The sequence below is a fragment of the Sphingomonas sp. AC522 genome (assembly GCF_979258125.1).
This window is the reverse complement of sequence record NZ_OZ409836.1, coordinates 1,992,178-2,011,575: the sequence shown is the minus strand read 5'-3', so window position 1 is coordinate 2,011,575 and position 19,398 is coordinate 1,992,178. Positions and strand designations below refer to the sequence as shown.

The window sequence follows — 19,398 nt, the reverse complement described above, 5'->3', positions numbered from 1 at the left end:
ATGCTCCTCTGCCGAGTCGGGCGATCATGCACCCGATCTGTCGCAAAAGTGTGCCGGTCAGAAACCTTCGGGAAGGTCGATCGGCCCGACCACCTGGCGATAGCGCGCAATAGCATAGCGGTCGGTCATCCCGGCGATGAAATCTGCGATGTGCCGGCTGCGCCATGGCTCTCCCTCGGGCAGCGCATCGCGCCATTCCTCGGGCATCAGCCCAGGCTCCGCGGCATAGGCAGCGAACAGCCCCGCCACCATCCGGTGCGCCGCGTCGGCGGCGGCGATCTGGTCCGGATGGTGATAGAGATTGGCATACATGAATGCCTTCAGCCCGCGCTCGGCCTCACGCATGCCTTCGGAGAAGTGCGCGATGCAGTGCCCCGCCGCGCGCACGTCCGCCACCGATTGCACGCCGCTCTCGATCACCCGCGCGCGCGTCGCCTCGATCAAATCGTTCGCCATCGTGCCGATCTGCGACCGCACCATTTCGCCGATCAGCCGCTTGCGCTCCACCCCCGGATATTTGACTTCCACCGCGCGCCAGCCCTGCGCGACCATCGGCACTTCCATCAATTGATCGAGGGTCAGCAGCCCGGCGCGCAGGCCATCGTCGATGTCGTGGTTGTCATAGGCGATATCGTCGGCGATCGCCGCGACTTGCGCCTCGAGCGAAGGCCAACGCTCGAGCTCGAGCGGGAATTGCGCGTCGGCTGCGGCCAGCGCCCATTGCGGCTCGTAGATCGGCCCATTGTGCTTGGCCAATCCCTCCAGCGTGTCCCAGGTCAGATTGAGACCGTCCCAGGCAGGATAGGGTCGCTCCAGCGTGGTCAGCGTCCGCAGCGTGTGGCCGTTGTGATCGAAGCCGCCCTGCCCCGCCAGCGCCTCCTCCAGCGCACGCTCGCCGGCATGGCCGAAGGGCGGATGGCCGATATCGTGCGCCAGGCACAGCGCCTCGGTTAGATCTTCGTTGAGCCCGAGCGCGCGCGCCACGGTCCGCCCGATCTGCGCGACTTCGAGGCTATGCGTCAGCCGCACGCGGAAATGATCGCCGTCGGGGGCCATGAACACCTGCGTCTTGGAGCGCAGGCGGCGAAAGGCGATCGAATGAATGATCCGGTCGCGGTCGCGCTGAAAGGCGTCGCGCGGGCCGCGGATGGTCCCGGTCTGTTCTTTATGAAGGCGGCCGCGGCTTTGTGAAGGAGTGCACGCCCATGGCGCGCGCACGCTCACTTAAGCGTCAATCGGGTGACTTTCTGCCCCGCTTCGCTGGTGAACACGAACGCCGAGACGCCCGATTTGCCGAGGGTATTTACGAAAGCCTGCGCCTCCGCACTCGACTTGAAAGGCCCAGCCAGCACGCGATTGGTGGCGCGCAGCGGCGTCGACCAGGCGCCCCTGCCCTTCATCGCGACCGGCGCCTTGGCGACGACTGCCTTCCACGCCTTGGACAGCGCCGCTTCGTTGGCCCCGCCTGCCACCTGCACCCAGGTCCGCGACGGTTCGGCCTTGGCCGGATCGGGCTTCTTGGGTTCGGGCTTCTTCGCTTTGGGGTCAGGCTTCTTGGGGTCGAGCTTGGCCGGAGCCTTGGCCGCTGGCTTGGCTGCTTCAGGCTTGGGCTTGGCGGCTTCCACCTTGGGCTTCGCAGGAGCAGGCGGAACCTCGGCGATGCGCACAGGCTCGGGCTCGGGTGTGCGCACCGGTTCGGGCGCAGGTGCGGCTTCGGGCACCTTGGTCACCGCTTCGAGCTCATCCGCGGGGATGGTGATCGTGCTGATGATCGATGCGAGCACCGAATCCTCCTGCCCCACGCGTGCCGGCTCGGGCGGCGGCGCGGGCTGCGGAGCAACCGCCTCGGGTTGCGGCTCTGCCCTCGGCTGCGCAATCGGACCGGCAATGGAGAAGCGCTCGGGCAGCGGCATCAGCGCGCGGCTCGCCAGCTGGACCGGCGCGGGAGTGGGCGTCGGAGTAGGCGCAGGCGGCGGCGCAACGGTGCGCGTCGCGACCTGCACGGGTGCGGGTGTCGGGGTCGGCGCAGGCTCCCGTACGGGCACCGGCGTCACGGTGCGCGTGGCGACCTGTGCGGGCGGAGGGGCCGGCGTCGGCGCTGGTGCAGGCGTCGGCTGCACGATCTCGCGCTGCTCGACATATTGCGGTGGCGGCGGCAGCGACGGGGCGGCGGCAACTACCGGTGCAACAGGACGTCGCGTGGCGAGAGCAGCGGCCTCGCGCTCGTCCCGCTCGCGTTCGCGGCGCGAACGGCGGTCACGGCCCTGGCGCTCGGGCTGAGTCTTCGTGGCGGCCGGCGGGGCGGCGGCGACTTCGACCGGCCTGGGCTGCGGCACATAACGCTGGAAGGCAGGCGCCACGCGGGCATCTGCGAGCCGCGTCTGGGTGGGCAAAAGCTGGCCGAAATGCACGGCAAAGGCGCGATCGGCGGGTGCCATTCCCGCAAGCCGGCGAAAGAAGGGAGACAGAGCCGAACCCATCGAACCGGGCATCATCGTCGTGGCGATGCGGTCGGCTCCCGAAAGATCACCGTTCATCGCAAGGATGAATGCCCGCGCGCGCCACGCGGCACGGTCGCTCCGCCGCAGCAAGGGATCGAGCTCCTTCATCGCCTGATCGACATCGCCGGTGATGCCGAGCGACAGCGCATAGCGGCGCACGGTCTCGTCATCGCGGAATGCCGCCAGCGCAGTCCGGTAATCGCGCTGGGCGAGGTCCGGCGCCCCGAGCAAATCATAGGCCCAGCCACGATCGCTCGCGAACTGGCTGACGCGAAGCCCGCGCGCCTCGGCCTGCTGGAACAGCCGCAGCGCCTCGCCCGGCCGTTCAAGCCGCACCAGCGTCGAGGCGCGGCCTGACAGGATGCGGGGGTTGGTGGGATCGATCGCTTCGGCGCGCGCGAAAAAAGCCAGCGCTGCGGAGGTATCGCCCAGCCGTGCGCTCAAATCGCCCGCATCGAGCAGCGCCAGCGTATCGCGCGGATCGGCCGCGAGCCGCCGCACTTCGCCCGCCAGCCGATCGGCATCGGGATTGGGCACAGCAACCACTTCGCGCTGGGCGAAAGCAGGCGTGGCTGCGGCGAGCGCAAGAACGAGCGCCGTCGAGCGAAGGAAGCGAATCCGGATCATGCTGGGCGAGACTAGACGCGACATCCGCTGAACCGCCAATGACGCGCGCCGCCATGCTCGCCAAAGCGAGGCACGGCGGCGACGAACGCCTATTGGTTGTTCTGGCTGCGCAGGAAGCGCGGGATGTCGAGCGGATCCTTGTCGTCGTCATCCGACGATTTGGAGCCGCCGCGCGAGGCCGAGGCCATCCGCTCGAACAAGGTTCCGCCGACCTTGCGTGCGGGCTTAGCCTCGGGAGCCGGCTCTTCGTCGTCGCTGCTTCCGCCGGTCAGCCAGCGGCGACGCGTCGTGCCGCCACCGAACTCGGGAGTCGGCTCGGCCTCGGGAGCCGAAGCGGCGGGCTCGGGAGCGGCTTCGGGAGCCTCTTCCGAACCGAGCACCAGCTCGTCGTCCGCGCCATCGTCGACCCAGCCATTGGCCGACTGCGGCTCGGCCGCGGGCTCATAGGGCTCGGGCACGCGCGCCGTTTCGGCACCCGGCTCGGGAGTGAGCGCGGCTTCCTCGGGCTGGAAGGCTTCGGGCTCCGAAAAACCGGGCTGCGGTGCTTCGGCGACGGGCGCCGGAGCGGCCTCGGCCGAAGTGCGGCGCGGAGTCGAGAAGGAGAAGACCCGCGGCTGCTCGGCGGCGCGCGGCGCAGCGGCCGGCTTCGCTTCGGCATCGATACCCGTCGCGACGACCGAGACGCGGATCTTGCCTTCCAGGTCCGGATTGAATGCCGAGCCCCAAATGATGTTGGCATCGGGATCGACCAGTTCGCGAATATGATTGGCCGCTTCGTCCACTTCGAGCAGGCGCATGTCCTCGCCGCCGGTAATCGACACGATCACGCCCTTGGCGCCGTTCATGCTGACGCCGTCGAGCAGCGGATTGGCGATCGCCTTCTGTGCGGCGATCAGCGCGCGGTCGTCGCCTTCGGCTTCGCCCGTGCCCATCATCGCCTTGCCCATTTCCTGCATCACTGCGCGGATATCGGCGAAATCCAGGTTGATCAGGCCCGGCATCACCATCAGATCGGTGATCCCGCGCACGCCCTGCTGGAGCACTTCGTCGGCCAGCTCGAAGGCTTCCTTGAAGGTCGTGTTGGCATTGGCGATCAGGAAGAGGTTCTGGTTCGGGATGACGATCAGCGTATCGACATACTTCTGAAGCTCTTCGATGCCAGCTTCCGCCGAATTGGCGCGACGCTTGCCTTCGAAGGCGAACGGCTTGGTGACGACGCCGACGGTCAGGATGCCCATGTCGCGGGCCGCCTTGGCGATGACCGGAGCAGCACCGGTGCCGGTGCCGCCGCCCATGCCGGCCGCGAGGAACACCATGTGAGCGCCCTCGAGCGCCTTTTGCACCTGGTCGATCGTCTCTTCGGCAGCGGCGCGGCCGATCTCGGGACGCGAGCCTGCGCCCAGGCCCTGCGTGATCTTCGCACCAAGCTGAATGCGCGAGCCAGCCGACGACTGCTTGAGCGCCTGTGCGTCGGTATTTGCGACGAGGAACTCGACGCCCTGCACCTGCGCGCGGATCATGTTCGCGATGGCATTGCCGCCCGCGCCGCCGACACCGATCACGGTAATCTTCGGGGTTAGTTCATCCACCTCTGGCGGAAGGAAATCGATACTCATCGCCTTGGTCTCCCCTCGCCGGCAATTGCCGACGCTAAATCTGGTGGGTCCCGTTCTGCACGAAGCCTAGAGGCGACTCTAGAGGAAAGACGAAGTTACCAACGCATTTCTTCTAATAATTCGCACGGAACGCCGCCATCAGCCGCTGGAGCAGCGCGCCGGGGCTCGCCTTAGTCACCATCTGGCCGGCGCTGGGCTCCAGGCTGCGCAAATCGATCGGATCGGACGCGGCGAAGCGCGCGAGCCCCGCCAGCGTCGCGAAGGCCGGACCGCCATGCGCCTCTGGCAATGCCACCAGCCCTTTGGGCCGGCCGACACGCACTGCCGAGCCGAGCGATTGCTGCGCATAATCCGCCACGCCCTTCAGGTCCGCGCCGCCACCGGTCAGCACGATCTGGCGCCCAACCGGATCGTTGAAGCCAAGTTTGCGCAGCTCCTTCTGAATCTCGAGCATCAGCCGTTCGAGCCGCTGGCGGATGATCGCATTGAGCTGCGCCTTGGTGATGCGCGGGCCGTCGCCCGCTTCGGCAGTCGCGGGCACCACGTCGATCATGTCGTGATTGTCGCGTGGGCTTAGGTTCGCCGAGCCATGGAAGCACTTGGTCCGCTCGGCCCAGTTGCGCTGGGTGCCGAAGGCCGAGGCAATATCGTCGGTGATGTCGGCCGATCCCATCGCGATCGAAGCAAGTCCGGCAAGCACGCCGCCCGCAAACACACTGACATTGGTCACGCCCGCACCGATCTCGACGAGCGCCACGCCCAGTTCGCGCTCTTCCTCAGTAAGGCAGGCCAGGCCCGTCGCCACCGGCGCCGCGATGATCGAGCGGACTTCGAGATGCGCCGAGCGGACGCAAAGATCGAGATTGCGCACCGGCGAGCCCTCGGTGGCGACGACATGGATGTCGACGCCCAGCCGATCGGCATGCAGCCCCAGCGGGCGCTTGACGCCGGCAAGGCCGTCGACAGTGTAGCGCGTCGGCTGCGCATGAAGCACCATCTTGCCCTGCGGATCGATCGCGTCGCGGCCCGCCTTCAAAAGCTCGTCGATGTCCGACTGTTCGATGCGGTGTCCGCCCAGATCCGCTTCAAGCTTGACGATGTCGGAGATGAGCCCGCCCGCCGAGAAGCTGACCCACACATCCTCGATATTCTGCCCGGCGATGCGCTCGGCCTGCTCGACCGCTTCGCGGATCGCGAGTTCGGTCGCAGCCATGTCCGCTACGTAACCGCGCTTGACGCCGCGGCTCTCGCGCTGGCCGGTACCGAGCACCACGAGCTGGCCGTCATCGGTCTTCTGCGCGATCAGCGCCGATACCTTGGACGATCCTACGTCCAGCGCGGTGATCAGCCCTTCCGGTGCTACCTTTGCCATGCCCCTACTCCCCTGTTTACTCGGCCTGCGCGGGCGCAGGTTGTGGTGCGTTTACCGTGCCTTGGCGGCGTACGACAAGCTTGTCCGGATCGCGCATGTCGAAACCCAGATGGCCGCGCCCCAGCAGCCGCTGCACCCCGTCCAACTCGGCGAATTTCTTGAGGGTGGTGGCTGCCGCCTCCTCGCCCTCGGGAAGTTGCAGCCGCTCGCCGGTATCGAAGATCACGTCCCAGCGGCGATTGCCGATCCAACTCGCCGCCTTGACCAGCGGCTTGAGCGCGGGCGCGTGATCGAGCAGCGCGCGGCGCGCGGGCTCCTGCCCGTTCGCGCTTTCGCCGATCAGCAGCGGGAGATCGGGCATCGCCTCGCGCTTGACCGGCTCCAGCGGCACGCCCTTGGCGTCGATCAGCATCAATTGGCCGTGATTCTGCCAGATCGCCGCGGGCTCGCGCTCGACGATGAAGATGCGCAGCGTGTTGGGCAGCCGGCGCGAGACGCGCGCGTCCTCGATCCACGGATATTTGAGCAGCCGTTCGCGGACCAGCGCCAGATCGACCAGCGGCATCGCGCGAGAATCCTGATCGAGCGCCTGGGCATAGACCGTCATCTTGTCCATGCGCTTAAGCCCGTCGATCTGAATCTCGTCGACGCGAAAGCCAGCCTCGCCGACGGTCTCGGACACGGCAGTGCCGATCAGACCCGGCACGCCGAACCAGCTCGCCACGCCGAGCACGCCCAGCCCCGCCAGCCCGACGATTCCCCAAGTCGCGATCCTGGTGAGCGTCGCCTGGCTGACCGGCAGCGCGGCGACCGCCCGGTCGAGCAGGCCTGGCCCTTTTTGCTTGCGCACGCCCTTGCGGGTGGGCTTGGCCCCGCGCCGCGTCGTCGCGCGCTTGGCGGGCGCCCTACTCACGAAGCGCCTCATCGACGATCTTCTGGACCAGTTCGGGGTAGGAAATACCGAGATGCCGAGCCTGTTCGGGAACGAGGCTGAGCGGAGTCATGCCGGGCTGGGTGTTCACTTCGAGCAGGAACAGTCCCTCGACCCCTTGCTCGTCATCCCAGCGAAAGTCCGAACGCGACGCGCCCTTGCAGCCGAGCAGCTTGTGCGCATCGAGCGCGATGCGCTTGCAGGCCTCGGTGATCTCGTCCGGAATTTGCGCCGGAAAGACGTGCTCGGTCAGCCCGTCGGTATATTTGCTGTCATAATCGTAGAAGCCGCTCTTGGGCTTGAGCTCGGTCACGCCCAGCGCCTGCTCGCCGAGCACCGCCGTGGTCAGCTCGCGGCCGCGGATGAAGGGCTCGGCCAGAAGCTCGGAGAATTCCTGCCACGGGCCCTTGGCCTCGGCGCTGATCGGATCGCCATAATTGCCTTCGCGCGTGACGATGGCCACGCCGACCGACGAACCTTCGTTGACCGGCTTGAGCACATAGGGCCGCGGCAGCGGATCGCGTTGGTACAATTCCTCGACCGGCACCATACGCCCGCCGGGCATGGGAATGCCATGCGGGATCAACGCCTGCTTGGTCAGCTGCTTGTCGATCGCGATCACCGAGGTGACGAGCCCCGAATGGGTGTATTTGAGACCCATCAGATCGAGCATGCCCTGCACCGTACCGTCCTCGCCGGGCGTACCGTGCAACGCGTTGAACACGACATCTGGCTTCGCGGCTGCGAGGGCTGCGGCAACGTTGGGATCCATGTCGATGCGCGTCACTCGGTGGCCAAGGCTTTCCAATGCCTCGGCAATCCCGGCGCCTGACATCAGCGAGACCTCGCGCTCAGCGGACCACCCGCCCATCAGGACTGCCACGTGCAACTTGCTCACTTACTCACCCCAACTCGCTGGATTTCCCATTCCAGCTCGATACCCGATTGGGCCTTCACCTTGTCGCGGACTTCTTCGCCCAGCGCTTCGATATCGGCTGCCGAAGCATTGCCCAGATTGAGCAAGAAATTGCAGTGTTTTTCGCTGACCTGCGCATCACCCCGCCGCAAACCGCGGCAACCGGCTGCGTCGATCAGGGCCCAGGCCTTTTGCCCTTCGGGGTTCTTGAAGGTCGAGCCTCCGGTACGCGACCTAAGTGGCTGAGAAGCCTCGCGTTCAGCGGCGATGCGATCCATCTCCGCACCGATCTCGATCTTATCGCCAGGCGTGCCTTCGAACAGCGCCTCGACCACCACGGCGCCCGTGGGCAGCTCGGAATGGCGATAGGTGTAACCCAAACGCTCGGCTGGCCAGACCTCGACTGTCCCATCGCGAGTCACAATCGTAGCTTCGACCAGAATATTGGAGACATCCCGACCATAGGCGCCGGCGTTCATCCGCACTGCTCCACCCACCGTGCCCGGAATTCCGCGTAGAAACTCAAGTCCCGCAATCCCCGCGTCGCGCGCGGCGCTGGCCACCGTGATCCCCATCGCCCCGCCACCCGCGCGAACCCGGTTGCCGGGCTCGATCATCACCTTGGCCATCGCCTTGGGCAGTCGCACCACCACGCCGGGCACGCCACCGTCGCGGACTATCAGGTTAGATCCGACACCCACCGGCAGCACCGGAATCTCGGGATCGAGCGCCGCCAGGAACGCCGCCAGCCCCTGTACGTCGTCCGGACGCACCAGCCATTCCGCCGGCCCGCCGGTGCGGAACCAGATAAAATCGGCGAGGCTGCCCTGCTGCTCGACCGTGCCGCGAACCGGCGGAAGGGCGTAGCAAGTGCTCAAGCGCGTGCGTCCTCGATCGCTGAGGCCAGGCCCGCTGCCCATTTGGTGATGTCGCCGGCACCCAGGCACACGACCATGTCGCCCGGCACCACGACTTCGGCGAGCGCCGCCGCCAGCACCTCGGCGCTTTCGACGCTCTGCACCGAGCGATGCCCGCGCCGGCGCACGCCCTCGACCAGTACATCCGAGCTGACACCCTCAATCGGCTGCTCGCCCGCGGCATAGACCGGGGTCACATAGACCATATCGGCGTCGTTAAAGGCCTGGGCGAAGTCTTCCATCAGATTGCCCAGCCGCGAGAAGCGGTGCGGCTGCATCACAGCGATAACCCGGCCTTCGGCACTCTCGCGGGCCGCTGCCAGCACTGCGCGGATCTCGACCGGGTGGTGGCCATAGTCGTCGATGATCGTAACGCCATTGGTCTCGCCCACCTTGGTGAAGCGCCGCTTGACCCCACCGAAGCGCGCAAAGCCCTTCTGGATCGTCACGTCGGGAATGCCGAGCTCGAGCGCCACGCCGATGGCGGCGAGCGCATTCTGGACGTTGTGGCGTCCGGGCATCGGCAATTCGATATTCTCGATCGAGCGGACGCTGCCGTCGCGCTGGCGAATGATCGCCTCGAAGCGATTGCCGCCGGCATGCGGCGTGACATTGACGCCGCGCACATCCGCAGACGCCGCGAACCCGTAAGTCACGATCCGCCGGTCACGGACGCGCGGGATGATCGCCTGCACCTCGGGATGATCGAGGCACAGCAAGGCCGCGCCATAGAAAGGCACGTTCTCGACGAATTCGACATAGGCGTCCTTGGCCTTTTCGAACGAGCCGTAATGATCGAGATGCTCGGGATCGATATTGGTGACCACTGCAATCGTGCCGTCGAGCCGCAGGAAGCTGCCGTCGCTCTCGTCTGCTTCGATCACCATCCACTCGCTCGCGCCCAGCCGCGCGTTCGAGCCGTACTGATTGATGATCCCGCCATTGATCACGGTCGGGTCCACGCCGCCCGCATCGAGCAACGCCGCGACCATCGAGGTGGTCGTGGTCTTGCCATGCGTGCCCGCCACCGCGACGGTGGACTTCAGGCGCATCAACTCGGCAAGCATCTCGGCGCGGCGCACCACGGGAATGCGGCGCTCATAGGCAGCTTCGACTTCGGGGTTAGTGCGCACGATCGCAGTCGAGGTCACCACCACCGCAGCATCGCCGAGATTTTCGGCGTTATGGCCGATCGTCACCTTGATCCCGCGGTCGCGCAGCCCCTGGACGACATAGCCCTCGGCCACGTCCGAGCCCTGCACGGAATAGCCGAGATTGTGCATTACTTCGGCGATGCCGGACATGCCGATGCCGCCGATCCCAACGAAATGGATCGTGCCGATGTCGGTTGCGACGCCCTTCACGCAAATGCCTCCCGGCCGGTCTGCATCCGCTTCGCCGCGCGACGAACGCCAATCGGCGCGGTCGGCGCATGGATCAATTCGACCAGATCGGCGAGGTCGCGTGCCGCATGTGGGCGTCCGCAACTGCGCGCACGTGCCGCGGCATTCTCAAGCCCCTGCGTGTCGAGCCCCAGTTTCTGGATCTGCTTGGCAAGCTCGGTCGCCGTGAAGGCGCGCTGCGATATCGTCCGTGCACCGCCCGCCGCAGTGATCTCGCGCGCATTGGCGGTCTGGTGATCGTCGGTGGCTATCGGCAGGGGCACGAGGATGCCGGGCCGCCCCGCTGCGGTCAGCTCGGCGATCGTCGAGGCGCCGGCGCGCGCGATCACGATATGCGTCCAGGCCAAAGCCTCGGGCATGTCGGCGATATAGGTCGAGATATCGGCGGGGATGTCGTGCGCCTTGTACTTGGCCCGCACGGCTTCGATGTCTTCCACCCGCGCCTGGTGCGTCACCTGCAGCCGGCGCCGGAAATGCACCGGCAACAGCGCGAGCCCGTCGGGCACCACCTGGCTGAGGATGCTCGCCCCCTGGCTCCCGCCGGTCACCAGCACGCGGAAGATCCCGTCTTCCTCGAGCATCGGATAGGGCCGGTTGCGCAGGTTGAGCACCGCCTCGCGAACCGGATTGCCCACAAGATGCGTCTTGGCTTGCCAATTGGGCTTCAGCCGCTCGACATCCTCATAGGATGTGGCGATCGCATCGACCTTGCCGGCAACGAAGCGGTTGACGCGTCCCAGCACGGCGTTCTGCTCGTGGATCACCGTCGGGATGCCATTGCGGAACGCCGCGAGCAGCGACGGCAGCGCGGGATAGCCGCCGAACCCGATCACTGCCGAGGGCGACAATTCCTTATACAGCCGCCGCGCCATTGATCGGCCCGCCATGATTTTGGCGCCTGCGCGCATATAGCCGAGCACGCCGCCACCCAGCCGACCCGCGGGCAGCACATGCGTTTCGACATCCTCGAACAGCCCGGGGAAGCGCACGCCACGATCGTCGCTGACCAGCGCGACATGGTGCCCGCGCGAAATCAGCTCCGCCGCGAGCGCCGCAGCGGGCACCATATGCCCGCCCGTACCGCCGGCGGCGAGGACATAGCTGCGCGAATTCGTCATGTAGTGCTCCAGCGGCCCGTATAGGGAGAGCGCTTCAGATACGGATTTCGCCGGGTAAAGGCGAGCAGCAACCCGAAGCCGATCGACAAAGCCACCATCGAAGAGCCGCCATAGGAAATGAAGGGCAAGGTCATGCCCTTGCTGGGCGCAATGCCGGTATTGACCGCCATGTTGATCAGCGCCTGGACGCCGAACTGCGCGGCGAGGCCCGCCGCCGCCAGCAGGCGGAAGGCGTCTTCCTCGTCGAGCATCTTCATGAACACTCGGATGACGATGGCGAGATAGAGGATGGCGATCACCGCACAGGCGATCAGCCCGAATTCCTCGCCGATCACCGAGAAGATATAATCGGTATGCGCCTCGGGCAGCCGGAACTTGGCGGTGCCGCTCCCCGGCCCGGTGCCGGTGAGCCCACCCGAGGTCAGCGTGTTGTGCGCCATTTCGATCTGATAGCGTTCGGTGAGCGCGGCTTCCTTGGTGGGAAACAGGAAGTGATCGATCCGGCTGCGCGCATTGCCGTAAAACAGATAGGCCGCGACGATGCCGCCGAGCGCGGTCCCGCCCAGAACCCCCATGACCATCGGCGAAATCCCCGCGATCATCAGCAGGATCAGCCAGACCGATCCGAAGATGATCGTCTGCCCGAAATCGGGCTGCATCATCAGCAGCACGGCGATCAGTGCGACCACCCCGCCGGTGATCACCATCACCGGAAGCTGCGGATCCTTGGCGCGAAACGACAGGATCCAGGCAGTCGAGACGATGAACAAGGGTTTCAGGAATTCGGAGGGCTGGATGTCGGAGATCCCCAGATTGATCCAGCGCTTCGCCCCGTTCACTTCGCCGCCGATGAACGGCACGATCATCAGCATCAAGATGCAGATGCCCGCCCCGACCAGCGACAGCCGCCGCGCCAGCGTGATCGGCAACATCGAGACAGCGATCAGCACCGGCACCGAGACGCACACCCACACCAGCTGCCGCCAGAAATAATACATCGGCTGCATGACGTGAGTTGCGTCCGAATAGCGCCGGGCCGTCGCAGGCGATGCCGCGGCGACGGCGACCAGCCCGATCGCGATGAGCAGGAAGGCGAGCAGCATCAGCACGCGATCGACTTCCCAGAACCACATGCCCGCGCGGCTTTGGCTGGCGCGGCCAAGCTGGGTGCTCATGCGGCTGCGAACGAGCGATTTGCCCTCGGCTTCGTCGCTCACAGCGCAGCCACCGCGTCGCGAAACGCTGACCCACGCGCCTCATAATCCTTGAACTGGTCGAAGGACGCGCAGGCCGGCGAGAGCAACACCGCCTCGCCCGGCTTGGCATTCGCCGCCGCGGCCTGCACCGCGCCCTCGAGCGTACCGCTTTCCTCGACGGGCATTTCGGGGGCGAGGAGCTCGGCAAACATGCTCCCCGCCTCGCCGATCGTATAGGCGCGGACGACATGGGAAAATCCCGGACGGCAGGCGTCGAGATTGTCGGTCTTGGCGAGCCCGCCCAAGATCCAGTGGATGCGCGGATAGGCGGAAAGCGCGGGCGCGGTGGAATCGGGATTGGTGGCCTTGCTGTCGTTGACGAACAGCACGCCGTTCTTGGTCGCGACACGCTCCATCCGGTGCGGCAGGCCGGGGAAGGTCTCAAGCCCCTTGTCGATGCTCGCTTTGTCGATCCCCAACGCCTCGCAGGCCGCAATCGCCGCAAGCGCGTTCTGGGCATTGTGCGGCCCCTGCAGGGCGGGCCAGCGCGACTGGTCCATGCACAGCCCCGGCGCGATCTTGGTGAGATGCGGCCCGCGCGCCGAAAGCGAGCGCGCGATCGCAGCGCTCGGCGCATCACCGATGCCGATCACTGCGTCATGCTCGGGCGACTGCATCCCGAACAGCCGCGCCTTCGAGGCGGCATAGCCTTCGAAGCCGTCATAGCGGTCGAGATGGTCCGGCGTGATGTTGAGCAGCACTGCGACATCGCAATCGAGGGTGGCGGTCAGGTCGATCTGGTAGCTGGATAGCTCGAGGACATAGACGCCGCCAACGGCGAGCGGATCGCGCCCGAGGATCGGCAGGCCGATGTTGCCGCCCATCAGGGTCGGCAGGCCCGCGGTCTCGCAGATATGGTGGATCAACGCTGTGGTGGTCGATTTGCCGTTGGTCCCGGTGATCCCAACCACCTTGTGCGGCGGCAGATCGGCGCGGGCTTCGGCGAACAGCTCGACATCGCCGATGACCGGTACGCGGGCAGTGGCGGCATGCGCGCGGATCGGATGCGTGTTCAGCGGCACGCCGGGAGAAACGACGATCCCGTCAAAACCTGTCAGGTCCATTTCCAGTGGATCGGCTAGCTCAGCGCCCTGTACCTTGGCGCGCGCCTCCTCGTTGCTGTCCCACGCCGTGACCTCAGCCCCGCCCGCCAGCAAGGCATGGACCGTCGCCAGCCCGGACCGCGCAAGCCCGAGCACTGCATAGCGTTTGCCGCTCCAGGCCCGGGTGGTGATCACCGCAGCTTCAGCGTCGCAAGCCCCGCCAGCGCCAGCACGAACGCGATGATCCAGAAGCGGATCACGACGGTGGGCTCGGACCAGCCGAGCTGCTCGAAATGATGGTGGATGGGGGCCATTTTGAAGACGCGCTTGCCCGTGCGCTTGAAGAAGAAGACCTGGATGATGACGCTGAGCGCTTCCATCACGAACAATCCGCCGATGATGCCGAGCACCAGTTCGTGATGCGCAGTCACGGCAATTGCGCCGAGGGCACCGCCTAGCGCCAACGAGCCGGTATCGCCCATGAACACTGCCGCGGGCGGCGCATTGAACCACAGGAACGCGAGTCCCCCGCCGATCATCGCCCCGCAAAAGATCGCGAGATCGCCTGCACCGGGGATGTGCGGAATGCCCAGATAGGTTGCGTAGATCTTGTTGCCCGCCAGATAGACGATCAGCATGAACGCCATGCTCGCGATCACCACCGGCATCGTCGCGAGGCCGTCGAGCCCGTCGGTCAGGTTCACGGCATTGCCGAAGGCGACGATCGTGAAGGCGGCGAAGGGAATGTAAGCCCAGCCTAGATCGGGGTGGATCCAGCTGAAGAAGGGCACATAAAGCACGGTATTGCTCTGCGAGACGATGATCCAGCTGGCGATCCCGGCAATCGCGAATTCGCCCAGCAGCCGCACCTTGCCCGATACGCCGGCGGTGCTGGCCTTCTTGACCTTGTCGTAATCGTCGAGAAACCCGATCATCCCGAACCCGAAGGTCACAAACGTGCAGGCCCAGACATAGGGGTTGCGCAGGTCCATCCACAGGAAGACCGATAGCATCAGGCTGGTGAGGATCATCAGCCCGCCCATCGTGGGGGTGCCGCGCTTGGCGAGGTGCGATTGCGGGCCGTCGTCGCGGATCGGCTGGCCCTTGCCCTGGCGAACGCGCAACCAACCGATAAACTTGGGGCCGATGATCAGCCCGATCAGCAAAGCCGTCGCCACCGCCCCGCCCGAGCGGAACGAGAGATAGCGGAAAAGATTGAAGATGCCCGGAAAGCCCAGCCATTCTGCAATGAAATACAGCATCAGGCAGGAGCCCTTTCCGTCAGCGCCGCGACGATCGTAGACAGCCGCACGCCGTTCGACCCTTTGACCAGAACTGCGTCGCCGGGGGCAAGCACGGCCTCGAGCCGCGCGCCGGCCGTCGCCGCGTCGGGCACATGGACGAAATCCACTCGCCCCTCAAGCGCTTCCGCGAGTGGCGCCATCGCTTCGCCGACTAGGATCGCGTAATCGACTGCCGCGGCCTCGATCGGTCCCGAAAGCTCGGCGTGGAATGCGTCCGAATGCGCTCCCAGCTCGCGCATTTCGCCAAGTACTGCGATCTTGCGGCCGAGTTCCTGCGCCAGCACCTGAAGCGTCGCGCGCATCGATGCCGGATTGGCATTGTAGCTCTCGTCGATCACCAGCGCTTCGCCGGTGCCCGCCGCGACCGTCAGGCGCGCACCGCGCCCGGTGAGCCCGCCCAGTTCGGCAAGCGCGAGGCCAGCCATTTCGAGATCGCCGTCGACTGCCTGCACCGCGGCGAGGATCGCCATTGCATTCGAAACCCAATGCTCGCCCGGCTGCGACAGCGTAAAGCTCAACTCGCGCCCCGGCAGCTTCGCAGTGATGAAAGTCCCCCCGCCGCGCGCGCGCATCGATTCGAGCACATGCACATCCGCGCCCTTGCCGAGTCCGAAGGTGACGATCTGCGCCGCATAGAGCTTGGCGGCGGCGATCAGCCGGTCGCGGTGCGGACTGTCGAACGGCACGATCGCGGTCCCGCCCGGCTCCAGCCCCTGGAAGATTTCGCCCTTTGCGTCGGCAATCGCCTCTTCGCCCAAAAAGAAGCCCATATGCGCTGGTGCAATCGTCGTGACGATCGCGACGTGTGGGCGCACCAACTGGGTCAGCGCCGCGAGTTCGCCCGAATGATTCATCCCCATCTCGAATACGCCGAACCGCGCCGTGGCGGGCATCCGGGCGAGGCTGAGCGGCACGCCGACATGGTTGTTGTAGCTCTTGACCGACCGGTGCGCATAGCCCGGATCGATGCGGTCGAGCGCCGCGAACAGCGCCTCCTTGGTTCCGGTCTTTCCCGCCGACCCGGTGACGCCGATCACCTTGCCCGACATCCGCGCGCGCCCGGCCCTGCCCAAGGCATCGAGGGCGGCGGTGGTGTCGGGCACCGATACGTGCGGATGCGGTGTCTGGGAGTGAACGACCGCACCCGCAGCCCCTTGGCCGAATGCCTGGTCGAGAAAGCGGTGGCCATCGCTGGCCTCCCCCTTCAGCGCCAGGAACAGGTCGCCGGGGCCGACTTCGCGGGAGTCGAACGTGACTCCCGAAACTTCAAAATCCTCGTTCGCAGTGCCGCCTGTAGCGGTCGCAATCTCCGCGGAGGTCCAGAGCCTCACGCCGCGCACTCGCGCGCGACGCCAACATCGTCGAACGGCAACACGCGGTCGCCGACGATCTGGCCCTGTTCATGCCCCTTGCCGGCGAGCAAAACGATATCCCCCGCCTCGGCCATCGCAATCGCAGCGGCAATCGCCTCGCGGCGCCCCCCGATCTCGATAGCGCCTGGTGCGCCCTTCAAGACCTCGGCGCGGATCGCGGCCGCGTCTTCAGAACGCGGATTGTCGTCGCTGACGATCACTACGTCCGCGCCCGCCGCGGCCGCTTGGCCCATCGGCTCGCGCTTGCCGGTGTCGCGGTCGCCGCCGGCGCCGAACATCAGGATCAGCCGGCCCGAAGTGTGCGGCTTGAGCGCCGCAATCGCCGCCTCCAGCGCATCGGGGGTGTGCGCGTAATCGACATAGACCGGCGCGCCGCTCTGCGTGATCACCGCGCGCTCGAGCCGCCCGCGCACCGGCTGGAGCCGCGCCAGATTGGCGATCGTCGCCGCAACGTCGCCACCGGTTGCGATCACCAGCCCCGCCGCCGTCAGTGCATTGGCAGCCTGATATGCCCCGATCAGCGGCAGCATCACTTCATAAGTGCTGCGGCCCGCCTCGATGGTCAGCTTTTGTCCGAGCAGGCTGGGATCGCGCGCCGTCAGGCGCAGCGTCTCGCCATGCTCGCCGACCGTGATCAGCTTGTTGCCACGCGCCCGCGCCAGTTCCTCGACCCGCGGCGAATTGGGATCGTCGGCCCAGACCACCGCGGTGCCGTCCTCAGCCAGCACTTCACAGAACAACCGCAGCTTGGCGTGGAAATAGGCGGCCATATCGCCATGATAATCGAGATGGTCGCGGCTGAGATTGGTGAAGGCCGCTGCGCGTACCGGTAGTCCCTCGGTCCGATATTGTGACAGCCCGTGGGAACTCGCCTCGAACGCGACATGCGTCACGCCCTCGCGCGCCAGCCCGGCAACATTCGAGAGGAAGGTCACCACATCGGGCGTGGTCAGCCCGGTCGAGACGCTTTCGTCCGACGTGGTCACTCCCAACGTGCCGATCGACGCGGCATGATGCCCCGTCATCCGCCACAATTGCCGCGTCATTTCGACGGTGGAGGTCTTGCCGTTGGTCCCCGTCACGGCAACTGCAGTCGCCGGGAACGGCGCGAAGAACCTCGCCGCCAGCGCCGCGAAAACCTCGCGCGGATTGTCGTCGGAAATGTGCAGCGCACCCTCGACCAAAGCCTCGGGCCGGGCGACGACAGCCACTGCCCCCGCCTTCACGGCAGCAGCGATAAAGTCCTCGCCATTGACCTGCGTGCCCTGGAATGCGCCGAAGATCGTCCCCGGCGCAACCTTGCGGTGGTCGATTGCAAAACCCGTGACGATGGCGCTCTCTGCGCCCCCCGTCAGTGAACCCAGCTTCATTCCGCGCTCTTCTTGCCGTCGGGGCCGGCCCAGATCAGCGGCAGCAATTCGCTCACGTCGATGTCGCGCTTCTCGTCGGGTGCGACCCCGAGGATCGATCCGGCGCGCGAAATCACGCGCGAGACGACGGGCGCCGCGGTCCATGCCGCAGTCGTGCGCGGCGTTTGTGCATTGGGCTTGGGGGAATCGAGCATGGCAACCATCACATAGCGCGGCGCATCGATCGGGAAAGCCACCGCGAAGGTCGAAACGTTCCTGCTCTTGTCGTAACCACCGCCCGAAGCCGCCTCGGCAGTTCCGGTTTTTCCCCCAGCCGATAACCCTTGGCCTCGCCGTTGCGGCCGGTGCCGCGCAGCACAATTAGACGCAGCAGCTGGCGCATCCGGTGGCTGGTCGCCTCGCTCAACACCCGCGTGCCCGCGGCCTGCTTGCCCGGCTTGACCTTGAACAAAGTGGAGGGGCGATGGATGCCGCCGTTGACCATGGTCGCGTAGGCGCTGGCAAGATGCATCGGCGTCACAGCAATGCCGTGGCCATAGGCCGTGGTCATCACTGTCGTCCGCGCCCAGAAGCTGGGCCACAGGGGACGCGCCGCGTCCAGCTCGATCTCCGGCCGATTGCCGAAGCCCAATTGCTTGAAGATCGATTGCAGCCGCTCGGCGCCCAATTCGTCGGCGATGCGCGCGGTGGCGATGTTCGACGAATAGATCAAAGTCTCGGGAATGTTGAGCCAGCGGAACTGCTCGTCGCCGGGATCGTCGCGGATCTTGAAGCGGCCAACCTGGAGCGGCACGGTCGCATCGAAGCGGCGCGACATCGACGTGATCACGCCGCTTTCGATCGCCGCGGCGACTGCAATCGGCTTGAAGGTCGATCCGAGCTCGTAAACGCTCTGCGTCACGTTGTTGGGCGGCGGCGCCGCGTGCAGCTTGTTTGGATTGAAGCTGGGCAGCGAGACCATCGCCATCACTTCGCCGGTCGATACGTCGAGGATCACGCCGGCCGCGCCGCGCGCCTGGAATACGGTCATCGCATTGCCGAGTTCGTTCTCGAGCGCCGCCTGGACGCGCGCATCGATCGACAGCACCGTCGGCTTGCCGCGCCGCATCGGATCGGTCAGCTGCGCCTCGAGCACTTTCTCCATGCCGGAGACGCCTCGGCCCTTGTCGTCGAGAAAGCCAAGGATGTGCGCAGCCATTTCGGACTGCGGATAGAGCCGCTCGGGCTCGCGCTGGAATTCGATCGCGGGCTCGCCCAGCGCGTTGACTGCGTTGACTTCCTCGGGAAGCGCGCGACGCTTGATCCAGGCGAAACTGCCGCCTGAATTGAGCAGAGCATAATAACTGCCGGCGGTCTTTTCGGGGAACATCTCGGCGAGCTTCTGCGCCAGCGCGCCCTTGTCGCCGATCACCTGATCGGGATGCACCGCGATTGCCCAGGCATCGATCGAGCGCGCCAGCGGAGCGCCGTTACGATCGACGATGTCACCGCGCGGTGGGATCAGCGTCGCGGCCAGGTTGCGCGCCGTTGCAGGCTCGGCCCACAGCGCCAGCAGCGCCAGCTTGCCGATCACGAGCAGCGAACCGAAGCCGAACAGCAGCGACAGGATCATCAGCCGCACCTGTGCGACGGCGACAAGCGCCTGCCGGGC

General features: G+C 66.2%; 15 protein-coding genes and 1 pseudogene. All 16 read right to left on the bottom strand.

The genetic code is table 11. The features are described from left to right. Positions 1 to 57: 57 nt before the first annotated feature. Positions 58 to 1,224: a deoxyguanosinetriphosphate triphosphohydrolase gene (locus tag ACZZZM_RS09930; protein ID WP_463594935.1), complete on the bottom strand. Its 1,167-nt coding sequence runs from the start codon at positions 1,222 to 1,224 to the stop codon at positions 58 to 60. Then, positions 1,221 to 3,128 carry an SPOR domain-containing protein gene (locus ACZZZM_RS09925; RefSeq protein WP_463594934.1) on the bottom strand — a complete coding sequence of 636 codons (1,908 nt, stop codon included), beginning with the start codon at positions 3,126 to 3,128 and terminating at the stop codon, positions 1,221 to 1,223. The genes ACZZZM_RS09930 and ACZZZM_RS09925 overlap by 4 nt, the downstream gene beginning before the upstream one ends. Positions 3,129 to 3,217: 89 nt before the next feature. Next, positions 3,218 to 4,744 (bottom strand): cell division protein FtsZ, encoded by a 1,527-nt coding sequence (ftsZ, locus tag ACZZZM_RS09920; RefSeq protein WP_463594933.1) that lies wholly within the window; start codon positions 4,742 to 4,744, stop codon positions 3,218 to 3,220. Positions 4,745 to 4,856: 112 nt separating this feature from the next. Next, on the bottom strand, positions 4,857 to 6,116 hold the full coding sequence (gene ftsA / locus ACZZZM_RS09915) for a cell division protein FtsA (RefSeq protein WP_463594932.1): 1,260 nt from the start codon (positions 6,114 to 6,116) through the stop codon (positions 4,857 to 4,859). 16 nt (positions 6,117 to 6,132) lie between these two features. After that, positions 6,133 to 7,029 (bottom strand): cell division protein FtsQ/DivIB, encoded by an 897-nt coding sequence (locus ACZZZM_RS09910; protein ID WP_463594931.1) that lies wholly within the window; start codon positions 7,027 to 7,029, stop codon positions 6,133 to 6,135. After that, positions 7,022 to 7,918, bottom strand: a complete 897-nt coding sequence (locus ACZZZM_RS09905; protein WP_463596420.1) for a D-alanine--D-alanine ligase — start codon at positions 7,916 to 7,918, stop codon at positions 7,022 to 7,024. The genes ACZZZM_RS09910 and ACZZZM_RS09905 overlap by 8 nt, the downstream gene beginning before the upstream one ends. Before the next feature lie 23 nt (positions 7,919 to 7,941). Beyond that, positions 7,942 to 8,883 (bottom strand): UDP-N-acetylmuramate dehydrogenase, encoded by a 942-nt coding sequence (gene murB / locus ACZZZM_RS09900; protein WP_463594930.1) that lies wholly within the window; start codon positions 8,881 to 8,883, stop codon positions 7,942 to 7,944. After that, positions 8,838 to 10,244: a UDP-N-acetylmuramate--L-alanine ligase gene (gene murC, locus ACZZZM_RS09895; RefSeq protein ID WP_463594929.1), complete on the bottom strand. Its 1,407-nt coding sequence runs from the start codon at positions 10,242 to 10,244 to the stop codon at positions 8,838 to 8,840. The genes murB and murC overlap by 46 nt, the downstream gene beginning before the upstream one ends. Continuing rightward, positions 10,241 to 11,401, bottom strand: coding sequence for an undecaprenyldiphospho-muramoylpentapeptide beta-N-acetylglucosaminyltransferase (murG, locus tag ACZZZM_RS09890; RefSeq protein ID WP_463594928.1), 1,161 nt, complete (start codon positions 11,399 to 11,401; stop codon positions 10,241 to 10,243). The genes murC and murG overlap by 4 nt, the downstream gene beginning before the upstream one ends. Next, complete coding sequence (gene ftsW / locus ACZZZM_RS09885; protein WP_463596419.1) at positions 11,398 to 12,576, bottom strand: putative lipid II flippase FtsW; 1,179 nt, start codon at positions 12,574 to 12,576, stop codon at positions 11,398 to 11,400. Before ftsW ends, murG begins: the two co-directional genes overlap by 4 nt. 38 nt (positions 12,577 to 12,614) lie before the next feature. Continuing rightward, positions 12,615 to 13,895 carry a UDP-N-acetylmuramoyl-L-alanine--D-glutamate ligase gene (murD, locus tag ACZZZM_RS09880; RefSeq protein WP_463594927.1) on the bottom strand — a complete coding sequence of 427 codons (1,281 nt, stop codon included), beginning with the start codon at positions 13,893 to 13,895 and terminating at the stop codon, positions 12,615 to 12,617. Further along, positions 13,892 to 14,962: a phospho-N-acetylmuramoyl-pentapeptide-transferase gene (gene mraY, locus ACZZZM_RS09875; protein WP_463594926.1), complete on the bottom strand. Its 1,071-nt coding sequence runs from the start codon at positions 14,960 to 14,962 to the stop codon at positions 13,892 to 13,894. The genes murD and mraY overlap by 4 nt, the downstream gene beginning before the upstream one ends. Next, entirely contained in the window at positions 14,962 to 16,335 is a 1,374-nt protein-coding gene (locus ACZZZM_RS09870; RefSeq protein WP_463594925.1) for a UDP-N-acetylmuramoyl-tripeptide--D-alanyl-D-alanine ligase, read from the bottom strand. Before ACZZZM_RS09870 ends, mraY begins: the two co-directional genes overlap by 1 nt. Then, a complete protein-coding gene (locus ACZZZM_RS09865; RefSeq protein ID WP_463594924.1) occupies positions 16,332 to 17,747 on the bottom strand; it encodes a UDP-N-acetylmuramoyl-L-alanyl-D-glutamate--2,6-diaminopimelate ligase in 1,416 nt (471 codons plus the stop codon). The genes ACZZZM_RS09870 and ACZZZM_RS09865 overlap by 4 nt, the downstream gene beginning before the upstream one ends. Then, the gene (locus tag ACZZZM_RS09860) at positions 17,744 to 17,941 is read right to left on the bottom strand and encodes a hypothetical protein (RefSeq protein ID WP_463596481.1); all 198 of its coding nucleotides are present in this window, start codon (positions 17,939 to 17,941) and stop codon (positions 17,744 to 17,746) included. Before ACZZZM_RS09860 ends, ACZZZM_RS09865 begins: the two co-directional genes overlap by 4 nt. A gap of 30 nt (positions 17,942 to 17,971) precedes the next feature. Then, positions 17,972 to 19,359, bottom strand: a pseudogene (locus tag ACZZZM_RS09855) (peptidoglycan D,D-transpeptidase FtsI family protein); the annotation flags it as partial. Between the last annotated feature and the right edge of the window lie 39 nt (positions 19,360 to 19,398).

What these genes read in the sequence shown, in the direction of transcription:
- ACZZZM_RS09905 (WP_463596420.1), bottom strand. Translation starts at nt 7,918, where the DNA reads ATGGGCGGGTGGTCCGCTGAGCGCGAGGTCTCGCTGATGTCAGGCGCC.
- ACZZZM_RS09925 (WP_463594934.1), bottom strand. Translation starts at nt 3,128, where the DNA reads ATGATCCGGATTCGCTTCCTTCGCTCGACGGCGCTCGTTCTTGCGCTC.
- mraY (WP_463594926.1), bottom strand. Translation starts at nt 14,962, where the DNA reads ATGCTGTATTTCATTGCAGAATGGCTGGGCTTTCCGGGCATCTTCAAT.
- ftsW (WP_463596419.1), bottom strand. Translation starts at nt 12,576, where the DNA reads ATGAGCACCCAGCTTGGCCGCGCCAGCCAAAGCCGCGCGGGCATGTGG.
- murG (WP_463594928.1), bottom strand. Translation starts at nt 11,401, where the DNA reads ATGACGAATTCGCGCAGCTATGTCCTCGCCGCCGGCGGTACGGGCGGG.
- murB (WP_463594930.1), bottom strand. Translation starts at nt 8,883, where the DNA reads ATGGGCAGCGGGCCTGGCCTCAGCGATCGAGGACGCACGCGCTTGAGC.
- ftsA (WP_463594932.1), bottom strand. Translation starts at nt 6,116, where the DNA reads ATGGCAAAGGTAGCACCGGAAGGGCTGATCACCGCGCTGGACGTAGGA.
- ACZZZM_RS09860 (WP_463596481.1), bottom strand. Translation starts at nt 17,941, where the DNA reads ATGCTCGATTCCCCCAAGCCCAATGCACAAACGCCGCGCACGACTGCG.
- ACZZZM_RS09865 (WP_463594924.1), bottom strand. Translation starts at nt 17,747, where the DNA reads ATGAAGCTGGGTTCACTGACGGGGGGCGCAGAGAGCGCCATCGTCACG.
- ftsZ (WP_463594933.1), bottom strand. Translation starts at nt 4,744, where the DNA reads ATGAGTATCGATTTCCTTCCGCCAGAGGTGGATGAACTAACCCCGAAG.